Source organism: Microbispora sp. NBC_01389 (genome assembly GCF_045040095.1).
Taxonomy (GTDB): Bacteria; Actinomycetota; Actinomycetes; order Streptosporangiales; family Streptosporangiaceae; genus Microbispora.
The window spans coordinates 2,954,751-2,967,411 of record NZ_CP109552.1 but is presented as its reverse complement, the minus strand read 5'-3'; the positions used below and the strand labels follow the sequence as shown (position 1 = coordinate 2,967,411).

Annotated in this window: 14 protein-coding genes; 3 read left to right on the top strand and 11 right to left on the bottom strand. The window is 73.2% G+C overall.

The features are described 5' to 3' along the window. Positions 1 to 14 precede the first annotated feature (14 nt). The 7 genes from OG344_RS13510 to OG344_RS13480 all read right to left on the bottom strand — a co-directional run bounded on the left by OG344_RS13510 (position 15) and on the right by OG344_RS13480 (position 6,870). Positions 15 to 824 carry a crotonase/enoyl-CoA hydratase family protein gene (locus OG344_RS13510; protein WP_405088521.1) on the bottom strand — a complete coding sequence of 270 codons (810 nt, stop codon included), beginning with the start codon at positions 822 to 824 and terminating at the stop codon, positions 15 to 17. 24 nt (positions 825 to 848) lie between these two features. Next, the gene (locus OG344_RS13505; protein ID WP_405088520.1) at positions 849 to 1,628 is read right to left on the bottom strand and encodes an SDR family NAD(P)-dependent oxidoreductase; all 780 of its coding nucleotides are present in this window, start codon (positions 1,626 to 1,628) and stop codon (positions 849 to 851) included. 33 nt (positions 1,629 to 1,661) lie between these two features. Then, positions 1,662 to 2,006 carry an STAS domain-containing protein gene (locus OG344_RS13500; RefSeq protein WP_327043635.1) on the bottom strand — a complete coding sequence of 115 codons (345 nt, stop codon included), beginning with the start codon at positions 2,004 to 2,006 and terminating at the stop codon, positions 1,662 to 1,664. Positions 2,007 to 2,044: 38 nt separating this feature from the next. Then, entirely contained in the window at positions 2,045 to 2,797 is a 753-nt protein-coding gene (locus OG344_RS13495; RefSeq protein WP_405088519.1) for an energy-coupling factor ABC transporter ATP-binding protein, read from the bottom strand. Beyond that, the gene (cbiQ, locus tag OG344_RS13490) at positions 2,794 to 3,558 is read right to left on the bottom strand and encodes a cobalt ECF transporter T component CbiQ (protein WP_405088518.1); all 765 of its coding nucleotides are present in this window, start codon (positions 3,556 to 3,558) and stop codon (positions 2,794 to 2,796) included. Before cbiQ ends, OG344_RS13495 begins: the two co-directional genes overlap by 4 nt. A gap of 150 nt (positions 3,559 to 3,708) precedes the next feature. Next, positions 3,709 to 4,758: an energy-coupling factor ABC transporter permease gene (locus tag OG344_RS13485; protein WP_405088517.1), complete on the bottom strand. Its 1,050-nt coding sequence runs from the start codon at positions 4,756 to 4,758 to the stop codon at positions 3,709 to 3,711. A 75-nt stretch (positions 4,759 to 4,833) separates the two neighbouring features. After that, positions 4,834 to 6,870, bottom strand: coding sequence for a glycosyltransferase family 2 protein (locus OG344_RS13480; RefSeq protein ID WP_405088516.1), 2,037 nt, complete (start codon positions 6,868 to 6,870; stop codon positions 4,834 to 4,836). A 178-nt stretch (positions 6,871 to 7,048) separates the two neighbouring features. Between OG344_RS13480 and OG344_RS13475 the strand changes: the two genes are divergently transcribed. The 3 genes from OG344_RS13475 (at position 7,049) to OG344_RS13465 (ending at position 9,915) form a co-directional block, all read left to right on the top strand. Next, positions 7,049 to 7,270 carry an EF-hand domain-containing protein gene (locus OG344_RS13475; RefSeq protein WP_405088515.1) on the top strand — a complete coding sequence of 74 codons (222 nt, stop codon included), beginning with the start codon at positions 7,049 to 7,051 and terminating at the stop codon, positions 7,268 to 7,270. Between the two features lie 158 nt (positions 7,271 to 7,428). Next, positions 7,429 to 8,058: a TetR family transcriptional regulator gene (locus tag OG344_RS13470; protein ID WP_327043628.1), complete on the top strand. Its 630-nt coding sequence runs from the start codon at positions 7,429 to 7,431 to the stop codon at positions 8,056 to 8,058. Positions 8,059 to 8,364: 306 nt separating this feature from the next. Further along, positions 8,365 to 9,915, top strand: coding sequence for an FAD-dependent monooxygenase (locus OG344_RS13465; protein ID WP_405088514.1), 1,551 nt, complete (start codon positions 8,365 to 8,367; stop codon positions 9,913 to 9,915). 12 nt (positions 9,916 to 9,927) lie between these two features. Here the strand turns inward: OG344_RS13465 and OG344_RS13460 are convergent, their stop codons facing one another. Genes OG344_RS13460 through OG344_RS13445 form a run of 4 tightly spaced genes read right to left on the bottom strand, consistent with a single transcriptional unit; the run spans position 9,928 to position 12,621 of the window. Further along, positions 9,928 to 11,247 carry an MFS transporter gene (locus OG344_RS13460; protein ID WP_405088513.1) on the bottom strand — a complete coding sequence of 440 codons (1,320 nt, stop codon included), beginning with the start codon at positions 11,245 to 11,247 and terminating at the stop codon, positions 9,928 to 9,930. A 27-nt stretch (positions 11,248 to 11,274) separates the two neighbouring features. Next, positions 11,275 to 11,610: a hypothetical protein gene (locus OG344_RS13455; protein WP_405088512.1), complete on the bottom strand. Its 336-nt coding sequence runs from the start codon at positions 11,608 to 11,610 to the stop codon at positions 11,275 to 11,277. Between the two features lie 25 nt (positions 11,611 to 11,635). Next, the gene (locus OG344_RS13450) at positions 11,636 to 11,965 is read right to left on the bottom strand and encodes a pyridoxamine 5'-phosphate oxidase family protein (RefSeq protein ID WP_405088511.1); all 330 of its coding nucleotides are present in this window, start codon (positions 11,963 to 11,965) and stop codon (positions 11,636 to 11,638) included. After that, positions 11,965 to 12,621 (bottom strand): hemerythrin domain-containing protein, encoded by a 657-nt coding sequence (locus OG344_RS13445; protein WP_405088510.1) that lies wholly within the window; start codon positions 12,619 to 12,621, stop codon positions 11,965 to 11,967. The genes OG344_RS13450 and OG344_RS13445 overlap by 1 nt, the downstream gene beginning before the upstream one ends. Between the last annotated feature and the right edge of the window lie 40 nt (positions 12,622 to 12,661).

Here is a 12,661-nt window from a genome sequence, read left to right as displayed (position 1 = left end):
ATGCCTGCCGGCGGCTATTCGCCTTTCCAGACGGGAGGGCGCTTCTCCGCGAAGGCCACGGCGCCCTCCATCGCGTCGCCGGAGGCGAAGACCGGGCCGATGATCTCGCCCTGCCTGCGGAACATCTCCTCCCTCGGCCAGTCGGCCGACTCGACGACGACCCGCTTGGTCGCGGCGAGGGCCAGCGGCGCGTTCGCGGCGATCGTGCGGGCCAGTTCGAGCGCGCCGTGCAGGGCCTCGCCCGGGTACGTGACCCGGTTGACCAGCCCCAGCTCGTACAGCCGGGCGGCAGGGTAGTGCTCGCCGGTCAGCGCGATCTCCATCGCGACGTGGTACGGAATCCTGCGCGGCAGCCGCATGATCCCGCCCGCGGCGGCCACGAGCCCCCGTTTGGGCTCCGGCAGGCCGAACCTGGCGTCCTCGGACGCGACGACGAGGTCACAGGCGAGCGCCAGCTCGAACCCGCCGGCCAGCGCGTATCCCTCGACGGCCGCGATGATCGGCTTCTTCGGCGGCGCCTCGGTGACGCCGCCGAATCCCCGGCCCTCGACCGTGGGCACGTCGCCGGTGAGGAAACCCTTCAGGTCCATGCCCGCCGAGAACGTGCCGCCGGCCCCGGTCAGGACGATCACCGACACCTCGGGGCTGTCGTCGAACTCGTCGAGAGCGGCGGCGATGCCACGCGCCACCGCGCCGTTGACGGCGTTCCTGGCCCTCGGCCGGTTGATGGTGACGACGGCCACCCCGCCGTCGACGATCTCGGCGAGCACCTCGTCCGGCGGGGTGGCCGACGGAGTCGCCGGCCCGGAGTCAACCTCGGACAACCTGACCTCACTCGGTTAATTGGGTCACTTGGGCTGGAAGCGGATGCCGCCGTCGAAGCGGACGACCTCGCCGTTCATGTAGTCGTTCTCGATCAGCGTGCGGACCAGGTGGGCGAACTCGGACGCCTTGCCCAGCCGCTTAGGGAACGCCACCGGCCCGATCAGCTTGGCCTTGAACGCCTCGGCGTCCTGGTCGCCGATCTTGCCGTAGATGGGGGTGTCGATGATGCCCGGCGCGATCGTCAGCACGCGGACGCCGACCACGGCGAGGTCGCGGGCGGCGGGCAGGGTCATGCCGATGATCCCGCCCTTGGACGCGGAGTAGGCCACCTGGCCCGTCTGGCCCTCGATGCCGGCCACCGACGCGGTGTTGACGACCACGCCGCGGGCGCCGTCCTCGTCCGCGGGCTCGGTCCTGGCCATGGCCGCCGCGCCGATGCGCATGAGGTTGAACGTGCCGATCAGGTTGACGTCGATCACCTTGCGGTAGGACGCCAGGTCGTGCGGAGAGCCGTCCCGCCCGACGGTGCGCTGGGCCCAGCCGATGCCCGCGCTGCTGACCACGGCGCGCAGCGGCTTCCCGGTGGCGACCGCCGTCTCCACCGCGGCCTGCACCGACGCCTCGTCGGACACGTCGGTGTGGGCGAACACGCCGCCGATCTCGTCGGCCAGCGCCTTGCCGCGCTCCGCGTTCAGGTCGGCCACGACCACGGTCGCGCCGACACGGGCCAGCTCGCGGGCGGTCGCCTCGCCGAGGCCGCTGGCGCCGCCCGAGATGATTGCTGCTGCTCCGTTCAGATCCATAGCCGGACCCTAACGCGACAACCGAATGAAGTTCTACTCGGGGTGACGCAAAATCGCGGTATCGACATCCGGGTAGACCTTGATCCGGCGGTCCAGTCCGGTCGTGCGCAGGATGCGGGCGACCGGCGGCCGCGGCGAGGCGAGGCTGACCCCGCCGCCCTCGCTCGTGGCGAGGCGCCAGGCCTCGATCAGCACGCTCAGGCCGCTGGAGTCCATGAACGACAGCTCGCCGAGGTCGAGCACGAGAGTCGGGCTGTCGTTGGTGATGGCATCGCGCACCTCGTCGCGCAGGAACGGCGCCGTGAACAGGTCGAGCTCACCCTCGACGGCCACCACGACGGCGTTGGAAAGCGATTGGCGCGCGAGCCGCAGCTTCAACGTGAGACCTCCTCCGCTGCGCCCACTTTACTTATCCCTCACCCGGGGTGAGCGGGTACGGCGAAGCCGTAAGGCAGTTCGAGCCGATGATCGGCGAGCAGTCGCTCGTCGGCGAGCAGCGTGTGCGTGGGCCCGTCCGCGGCGATCACCCCCTCGGACATGACGAGCGACCGCTCGCACAACTCCAGCGCGTACGGCAGGTCGTGGGTGACCATCAGCACGGTCACGTCCAGGCTTCTGAGGATCTCGGCGAGCTCGCGCCGCGAGGCGGGGTCGAGGTTGGACGAGGGCTCGTCGAGCACGAGGATCTCCGGCTCCATCGCCAGCACGGTCGCCACGGCCACCCTGCGCCGCTGGCCGAAGGACAGGTGGTGCGGCGGCCGGTCGAGGGCGTCGAGCATGCCGACCCGCTCCAGCGCGGCGCGGACGCGGCGGTCGAGTTCGGCGCCGCGCAGGCCGAGATTGGCCGGCCCGAACGCGACATCCTCACGGACGCTCGGCATGAAGAGCTGGTCGTCGGGATCCTGGAACACCAGCCCGACCCGGCGGCGGATCTCCCCCAGTGTGTCGGCGCGCACCGGAAGGCCGCCCACCTCCACCGTGCCGTGCCCGGCGGTGAGGATGCCGTTGAGGTGCATGACCAGCGTGGTCTTGCCCGCGCCGTTCGGGCCGAGGAGGGCCACCCGCTCCCCCCGCCGGATCGTCAGGTCCACGCCGTACAGCGCCTGCGTCCCGTCGGGATAGGCGTACGCGAGCCTGCTCACCGCGAGCGAGGGGCTGCCGGAGGTCATGTGGTGCTCCACGCCAGTAGGGCCGTCGCCGCGGCGAGGCAGGGAAGGATAGCCGCCGTCCCCCAGTCTCGCCCAGACGCCGATATATCCCTAATCGTCGGCATCTCGCCGGTGTAGCCCCGGCTCAGCATGGCGAGGTGGACCCGCTCCCCCCGCTCGTACGCCCGGATGAACAGGGCGCCCGCCGACTTCGCCAGCACCGGGGCCTGCCGCAGGTCGCGGGCGACGAATCCGCGCGACTCCCGGGCGACCCGCATGCGCCGCATCTGGTCGAGGATCACGTCGAGGTAGCGCAGCATGAACGTCGCGATCTGCACGAGCAGCCGGGGCAGCCGCAGCCGTTCGGCGCCGAGCAGCATCACGCGGGGCTCGGTCGTGGCCGCGAGCAGGATCGAGGCGACCACCCCCAGCGTCGCCTTGGCGAGGATGTTCCAGGCGGCCCACAGGCCGGGGAGGCTGAGCGACATCCCGAGCACCTGCACCCGCTCACCGGTGCCGATGACCGGGATCGCCAGGGCGAACAGCACGAACGGCACCTCGATCACCATCCGCCGCGCGATCGCGCCCGCGGGCACCCGCGCCGCCACCGCGACGGCGGCCAGCAGCAGCGCGTGGACGGCGAACGCCCAGAAACGCTCGCGCGGCGTGGCGACCACGCACACCGAGAACGCGACGACCGCCACCAGCTTGCACTGAGGCGGCAGCCGGTGGACGGGCGTGTCCGCGGGCCGGTAGATCGGATGACGGTGCCCGGCGCTCATCACCTCGTACTCACCCCGCCATCATGGCCGACCTGCCGCCGCCCTCCGCGCGGGAGGGGCGGCAGGGCTCGTGGAGGAGCTCACGCGGGAGCTCGCAGTGCCCGCGAGAGGGCTCACCGGACGCTGAAGCAGGGATCGCCGAAGCAGGGCTCACGGGGCGCCGGCGGGCGAGACGCCGCCGGTCAGCCGCCGGCGCCGCCGGACCGCGTAGAACACCCCGCCGCCGGCCGCGACCGTCAGCGCGACGCCGGCGACCCCGGCCAGTCCACCGGAGAGCCGCTGGCCGCTCAGGCCCTTCACGGAGTATCCGGCCAGTGGGGCGTCCTCCGCCGCGTGCGGCTTCTCCTGTGCGCTCAGCCCCTTGTCGGACGCCACCTTCTCCAGCCCGTCGGGGGCGCTGGAGGCGTAGAACGACACGACGCCGGCCAGCAGCACGGCCACGATCGCGCCGCCCGCCAGGACCGGACGCAGGCCGATCCCCGCCGAGGGCGTCTCGGCGGGCCGCCCGCCGACCTCGATCTCCCCCTCGGCCGTACGCAGCACCAGCGGCGCGGCCGTCCCGCGCGCGCCGTAGACGAGGTCGGGCCGTACGGCCAGCACGCTGCTCACGGTGAGCGCGGTGATGAGGCCCTCCCCCAGCCCGATGAGCACGTGGACGCCGCCCATCGCGGCGGCCACCGCGCCGAGGTCGATCGGCGCGGTGCCGCCGAGCCAGAACAGGACTGTGAAGACGAGCGCCGCGGCGGGCACCGAGACCAGCGCGGACAGGAACGACGCGGCCACCAGCGTGCCGCGCCCGCGCGGGCCGGTCCGGGTGACCAGCCGGAACACCGCCCAGCCGACGACCGAGGTGACGATCGCCATGAGCGTGATGTTGACCCCGAGGGCGGTCAGCCCGCCGTCGGCGAAGAAGAACCCCTGGACGAGCAGCACGACCGCGACGCACAGCACGGCGGTGTACGGCCCGACGAGTATCGCGGCCAGCGCCCCGCCGAGCAGGTGACCGCTGGTGCCCGCAGCGACGGGGAAGTTGAGCATCTGCGCCGCGAAGACGAACGCGGCCACCAGGCCCGCCATGGGAGCGGTGCGGTCGTCGAGCTCCCGCCGGGCCCCCCGCAGGCACACGGCCACGCCGGCCGCCGCGAAGACGCCGGCACCGACGGACACGGGGACGTCGAAAAACCCATCGGGTACGTGCACGATCAAACCCCTCCGAAACGGGCGAATCTCAACCCCACTTTAGAGCACGGGGTTGTAGTTGCAAATGATTCGCAATTAGCGCCGGCGCAGGGCCCGGATCACCCGCTTGACCGTGGTCAGCGGGGTGTCCACGCGCACCGACAGGCTTAGCCGCCGGTTGACCGCCGTCGCGTACGGCCTGGCCGTCCACCGCAGCGGGCCCCGCCACCACCGCATCGTCCGGGCGGGCGTGTCCATGGCGGCCACCTTGACCGGGAGGCGCACCGGCGGCCCGCCGAGGTCGAGTTCGAGGTAGGCGTCCCAGGTGCCGGGCCTTGGGACGTCCGTCTCGGCCGCGAATCCCTCGGGCGAGACGGACATGGCGCGCTCCCGGTGCTCCTCTCCAGATCCCCGCTCGCGCCACACCAGGTGCCGTACGGCCGGGGCGGCGGGCTCCTCGCCGACCCGCACCCGCCCCTCGATCAGCAGCCGCCCGGCCCGCCGGCGAGCGCGGGTCAGCCGCGCGGCGGCCGGAACCCTGACCGCGTGTCCTCCGGCGTCGATCGACAGGTGTCCGAGCGACCGGGTGCCCTGCGGCCGGGTGCCCTGCGACCGGGTGAGGAAGGGCACCACGGCGACGCCGTTCACCAGGCGCGGGCCCGGGACGCCCACGCCCGGGTCGCGGCCGGAGCCGAACCGGGCCGGCCTGCGCACGCCCTCGCACTCGACGAACACGTGGACGTCCCACACGCCCGGCGGCAGCGCGCTCACGTCGATCAGGGTGGCGAAGGTGCCGGCTGCCTGCCGCGCGGGAAGCACCCGTTCCTCCCGTGAGAGGCGCTCACGCAGCACCAGCCCCACCACCCCGCCCAGCCCGTCATCCCGGGCGGGGTCCTCCGGCGTGGGGGCGAGCAGCACGGTGGCGGGCGCTGCGGGGGCGGGCGCTGCGGGGGCGAGCGCTGCGGGCGCCGGTGGTGCGGGCGCCGGTGGTGCGGGCGCCGGTGGTGCGGGCGCCGGTGGTGCGGTTGCGGGCGCTGCGGTTGCGGGCGCTGCGGGGGCGGGTGGTTCGGCCAGGCAGGCGTGCCCGCCGACCAGCAGGTGATCGCCGTGCCATGTGAGGGCGGTCAGCCGGTGGCGCAGCGGCGCGGCCTCGACCCGTGCGAGCCGTACGAGACGGGCGGTGTCGTCGAGCGCGGCGAGCCTGGCGGCGTCCATGTCGTCGAGGGCGGCGCGCACGCCGGGCGTCAGCCACTGGCCGCAGATGTCGGCCACCTCGACGGCGATCTTCTCGCGGTCCGCCTCGTCCGCGGCCAGGAACGGCGCCCCCAGCCGGGCCAGCACGTCACGGCGCAGGTGCCGCAGGAGCAGCCGGTCGCGCAGCGCGCCGGGCGGCACGTGCCGCGCCATCACCTCGATCGGCGTGCGGACCAGGCGCAGCCGGGTCAGCGGGTCTGCCGCGCACCCCGTCACCCCGCTCTCCGTTCCCGTCGCCTCTCCCACGGCTTCGGCGTGGTAGCAGTCGTGGCCGGCCACCACGGAGACGACCCGGGCGTGGCAGTAGGCGTGCACGGTGAAGGTCGTGTCCTCGCCCGTCCGCTGGGTCTCGTCGAAGCGGAGGGCGTGCCGTTCCAGGAAGGCCCGGCGGAAGAGCTTGAAGCAGGTCAGGTCGTCGTAGACGGCGGCTAAGGAGGCCCGGTCGGCGCTGTCCCGCAGCCCGTCGCGGGCGCCGGAGACCCGTCCCACGACGACGTCCGAGCCGTTCCGGTCGGCCGCGGCGACCAGGGGCGCCAGCGCCTCCGGCGCGAGACGGTCCCCGGCGTCGCAGAAGAAGACGTACCGCCCGGCCGCGCGGGCGAGCCCTCTGTTGCGGGCGCCGCCCGGGGTGCAGGGGTGGCGGTCGTGGATCACGGTGACCAGCCGCGGGTGGCAGGCGGCGTAGAGGTCGAGCAGCTCACGGGTCCCGTCGCGGGACCCGCCGTCCACGACCACGATCTCCTTCGCGACCCGCTGGACCAGCAGCGAGGTGAGGCAGCGGTCGAGGGACGCCCGGCAGTTGTACGCCGGGACGACGACGCTGACGTCGATCCCCCCGTGGGCCCCCCGGCCGGCACGCCGGTCACTCTCCGTGTCCATCGCCTTTCATTATGTGCCCACGACCCTCGCGAACAGCGCCTGAACCGTTCGACCGGCGCGTCACGCCTCGCCGGGGACGGCATCGCCGGGCCCGGGAGGGGAACCGGCCGTCGATCTGCCGCCGGTCGCGGCATAGGTTGTCTGGAGTTCCAGCCACTGACGGCAAAGGCAGGTCACTGTGACGCACGAGCTCAGTCACGAGCGGTTCGAGACCCTCAAGCGTGAATTCGACGCGATCGACCTCGACGGTGACGGCTTCATCACCGAGGCGGAACTGCTCTCCTACTTCCCCGGCCTGCCGCCGGAGGCGATCGCCGCGCTGGACCGGGTCGCCGACGTGGACGCCGACGGCCGGTTCTCGCTGGAGGAGTTCGTCCGCCTGGCCGGCGCCCACGGCTGAGAGGAGTTCGTCCGCCTGGCCGGCGCCCACGGCTGAGAGGAGTTCGTCCGCCTGGCCGGCGCCCACGGCTGAGACGTCACCATCAGGAAATTGCGCGTTCCGCAAATTTGCTTTGTGCGCATCTTTGCGGGGCGCGCAATCAGTTGTATGGTGGTCGCATGACGGACGACGGGCGCCCGGGGCTGCGCGAGCGCAAGAAGCAGGAGACGCGCATCGCGCTGAGCTGGGCGGCGATCCGGCTCGTCGTGGAGCGCGGGCTGGAGAACGTTCGGGTGGAGGACATCGCCGCGGAGGCGGGCGTGGCTCCGCGGACCTTCAACAACTACTTCTCCAGCAAGAGCGAGGCGATCGTCGCCAGGCACCTCGAACGCACCCGCCTGATCGCGCAGGAGCTGCGCCACCGTCCGGTGTCGGAGCCCCTGTGGGATGCGATCACGAGCGCCGTGATCAGCCAGCTCGCGATGGGTGCGGACTACGACGACCGGCGGCCGGACCAGCAGTGGCAGGCCGGCATCCGGCTCATGATCAGCGAGCCCTCGCTGCAGGGCGAGATGCTCAAGGCCAGCGCCGTCGCCGAGAACGAGCTGGCCGCCGCGATCGCCGATCGGACCGGCACCGACGTCGCCCACGACCTCTACCCTCGCCTGGTGGCGGGCGCGGCGGGGGCCGCGATCAGGGTGGCGATGGACCAGTGGATGCGGGCCGACCCGCCGGTGCCTGTGAGATCGCTGATCGAGGACGCGCTCGGCCGGCTCGCCGCCGGCCTGCCCGAACCCCGATCGTCATAGTCGTCGGCGGCCCGCGGGCCGCCGGACCGTCACCCGTTCCGCTTCGAGAGCGTCGGAACGGCCGTACTCCGTGTCACTGACGTGCCGTGTCCTCGGCACGCGACCGTTCGATTCCTGATCCGCCCGTCCCCTGATCCACCCGTTCCCTGATCCACCCGTTCCCTGATCCACCCGTTCCCTGATCCACCCGTTCCCTGATCCACCCGTTCCCTGATCCACCCGACGGGCGCCGTCGTCCACCGGTGCCGCCGGTTGATTCGTCGTGCCCGAAATCTCGGGCATGCCCGGAAACCAAGGAGGACCACCATGACCGTCGATGTCCTGATCGCCGGAGCCGGGCCGAACGGGCTGATGCTCGCCTGCGAGCTGAGCCTGGGCGGCATACGGCCGATCGTGCTGGAGCGCCTGCCGGAGAACACCAAGGAGAACCGGGCCAACGGGCTGGTCGGCCAGGTCGTGCGGGCCCTCGACCGGCGCGGCCTCTACGAGCGCCTCACCGGCGGCGCCGAGCCGCCCCGGCCGAGCCCGGCCTTCGTCTTCGGCGCGATGCCCCTGGAGCTGAGCAGGCTCGACGACAACCCGATGTACGGGCTCGCGGTGCCGCAGCGCCGGGTGGAGCAGGTCCTGGAGGAGCGCGCCCGGGAGCTCGGCGTGCAGATCCGCCGGGGGCACGAGCTGACGGGGCTCACCCAGGACGAGGACGGGGTCACCGTGGAGATCACCGGCCCGGAGGGCCCCTACACGCTGCGTACCCGGTTCCTCGTCGGCGCGGACGGCGGACGCAGCCGCGTCCGCAAGCTGTGCGGCATCGGCTTCCCCGGAGTGACCAGGGACGACTCGGTCTCCATCGGCGCGCACGTCACCGTGCCGGCGGAACTGGTCGACGCGGCCACCGGCGGGCTGAACGTCCCCGGGTACGGGCCGATCCCGCCGTTCATGCACCACCGCACCGATCACGGCCTGTTCGTGTACGCGCCGTTCCCCACCGGAACGCTCGTGAACACCACGGAATGGCACCGGGACGGCGGCGGCGACCAGCCGCCGACGCTGGACGACCTGCGGGAGAGCGTGCGCCGGGTGCTCGGCGCCGACCTGCCGCTCGGCCCGCCCGACGGGGACGGGCCGCACCTGCTGCGCCGCCTGAGCGGCGGCAACACCCGCCTGGCCGAGCGGTTCCGGGACCGCCGCGTGCTGCTGGCCGGCGACGCCGCCCACGTGCACAGCGCGATCGGCGGCCCCGGCCTCAACCTGGGTCTCCAGGACACGATCAACCTGGGGTGGAAACTCGCCGCCGAGATCCACGGCTGGGCGCCGCCCGGCCTGCTCGACACGTACGAGACCGAGCGGCGGCCGGCCGCCGAGCGCGTCGTCATGCACACGCAGGCGCAGTCGGCGCTGATCGCACCCGGACCGGAGGTCACCGCGCTGCGTGCGCTGTTCACCGAGTTGCTGCGGGACGAGCGGACCACCAAGCACATCGCCGACCTGATGTCCGGCGCCGACATCAGGTATGACCTCGGCGGGGACCATCTTCTCACCGGCCGGCCCGCCCCGGACCTCACGCTGGAGACGGAGAACGGCCCCGTACGGCTGGCCGAGCTGACCAGGACGGCCCGTCCGCTGCTCCTGGATCTGACACCCGAGGCAGCACTGGCCGGGGCGCTGGAGGGCTGGCGCGACCGCGTCGACCTGGTCGTCGGCAAGGCGAGCGAGGACGCCCCCGCCGCGCTGCTCGTCCGGCCGGACTGCTTCGTCGCCTGGGCCTCCGACTCACCCCGACTCGACGACAAGGAGGGTGACGCGCTGCGCGCGGCCCTGACCGCCGCCTTCGGCGCCCCTTCCGGCGCCGGGGGCTGAGAGGAGTGAACGTCAGCCCGTGGCGCCGGACAGCTCGGGGTTCGGCTGCCGGATCGGGGTGAAGAACGCGGCGAACGCGATCAGCAGGCAGGCCGCTCCCGCCAGCAGGCAGACCACCGCCACCCCGTGACGCTGCGCGCCCCAGGTCAGCACGGACGCCCCCGCCGGCCCGAGCGAGAAGTGGATGGTCCAGAAGGCGGAGGTGACCCTGCCGAGCAGATGGTCGGGGGTGACCTGCTGGCGCAGCGACATCGAGGCGATCCCGGCCACGCTGACACAACCGAGGTAGACCGCGGCCGCCACCGCGACCGCGGGTACGCCGCCCGACGTGCCGAGCCCCACGACGGCGAGCCCGGCGACGGCGATCGCCCCGATCCAGGACGCGCCGAACCCCAGCCTGCGGCGTACGGGGCCCACGAGGAGCGAACCGGCGACGGTGCCGAGCGCGGCGACCGCAAGCACGGCTCCGACGGCCCCGTCCGGCTGGCCGAGGTCGTGCTTCAAGTGGTAGATCAGCACGTCGGTCAGCCCGAGGGTCAGGAAGATGAAGAACGACAGCAGCACGGTGAGGGCACGCAGCACCGGCTGCCGCCACAGGAAACGGGCCCCGGCGAGCATCCCCCGCCAGGGCCCCCGGGCCTCCTGGCCCTCGGGAGACTCCCCTGCCTGCTGGACCCCCCGCGCCGCCGAGGCCTCCGGGGACGACGGGGACGACGGGGACGGCGGGGCCGGCTGGGACGCCGACGGCCGCCGCCCGAACCTGATCATCACGACGCCGAGCGCGGAGATCCCGAAACTGGCCGCGTTGACCGCGATCGCGGCCGTCGGCCCGGCCCAGCCCGCGACCACCCCGGCCAGCAGCGGCCCGCCGATCCCCGCCGCGGCGGAGGTGGCGCCGAGCCGCCCGTTCGCCTCGGTGATCCGGCTCGGCTCGACCAGGGTGCGCACCACCGTGACGTACGTGACCTGGAAGACCATGCCGATCGCCTCGGCGGCCGGAAGGATCACGTAGAGCAGCCAGATCTTCGGCCCGAAGGCCCAGGCGACGGGCACGATCCCGTATAACGCCATCCTGGCGAGATCACACCAGATCAGCAGCCGCCTGCGGTCGAGCCGGTCGGCGAGGACCCCGGCGAAGACCCCCGCCGCCACCGAAGCCGCGCTCGCCAGGCCGGTCAGCAGGCCCATCCGCGCCACCGACCCGGTCACGTGCAGCACGAGCAGCGGGACGGCGATCAGGGCGAACGAGTCCCCCGCCACCGACAGGGTCTGCGATCCCCAGAAGACCATGAAGTTCCGGTCACGCCACAGCGATGATCCTTTCCCCTCCACCTCCGTCATGCTGCCGTACGGACGGGTTCAGCCGCGCGGGCGGCGGACGACGGGGACGGGCTGGCCGCGGCGCGCGGCCTCGGCCCGAAGGCGGTTCCCGAGCTTCCTGCCCTCACCGAGGAACGACCGGAACCGCTCGCGGCCCGGGGGAAGACTCCAGTCGTTCAGCGCCCGCTCGACCCGTACGCCCAGCCGGTCGCCCTCCCCTGTCGCGGTCCCGACCAGCACCACGTTCTCCTGCCAGGTCAGGGCCGGCCCGTGCCGGTGGAAGGTGAGGCACACCGGCCCGTCTGCCGCCTCGACGCCGGCGGGGAGCCGCAGGTCGAAGCCCGTCCCGGTGCGTACGGCCGCGCGGGTGCGCACCGGCAGCGGCCGGCCGTCGGCGACCTTACCGGTCGGTGCCAGCCTGCAAATCCGCGTCGCGTACGGTCGCCCGGCCCTGGACGAGGACCACGGGCGCCCGGCCGGCGCCGCTGCCCTCGGCGTCGGAGCAACGGTCGGAGTACAGCAGCGCGACGCGCGGGTTCCTACGGGCTCGCTCCGCCTTGTCCGGGTAGGTGAGGCCGGTGCTGACGTCGAGCGTGCCGTCCCGGCCGACGTACGGCGTGACCGGCCAGGTGACGGGCCGCCCGTCGCGGGTGAGCGAGGCGTACTCGCACACCACGGCACGTCCGAACAGCTCGGCCGCCTCGCGCGGCCAGGTGACGAGCGGGCTCATCACGCCTCCAGAACGGCGGGCAGAACGGCGGGCAGGGCGACGGCGGTGCCGTACAGCCGGGTGAACCGGCGCCGGTAGGCGGGCCACCAGAACAGGCGGAACATCAGCCGGGCCGGTCCGGGCATGTCCGCGAACGCGGTCGCGAGCAGACCGGCGTCCGCGCTGGAGGCGAGCCAGCCGAAGATGACGGGCACCCGGCGGCGGCCGAAGTCGGCCATCGCCTGGCGCTTGTCCGCCTCGATGTCGTCGGCGGTGAGGTGCCGGAGCATCAGCGGCACGGCCGTCCGCTCCTCGTGGTCGAGGTGCTCGCCGACCAGCTCGTGCAGCCGCCACAGGACGGGCACGCGCTCCGGAATCGGGACCGCGCGGTCGGCGGCGGCCGCCAGGAGCGGGTCGAGCACGGCGTGCTCGGCCTCCAGCTCGGCCAGCGCGGTCCCCGCCTCGGGGTCGCGGCCGGCGAGCTTCGGCCACAGGGTGACGTCCTCGTGCGTGTGGTGGGCGTGGAGCATCTCCAGCACGAGTGTGAGCTGCTCCTCCAGGAGTTCCCGGTGCTCGCCGTCACGGGGGTCGCGGCACGCCTCGGCGAGGCGGCCGAACTCCGCGCGGAACCCGGCGTGCATCAGCAGGAAACCGGCCAGGTCCTCTTGTGTGATCATCTGTCTGCTCCCTCACGTCTGTGGGGAACAGCGTGCGTTT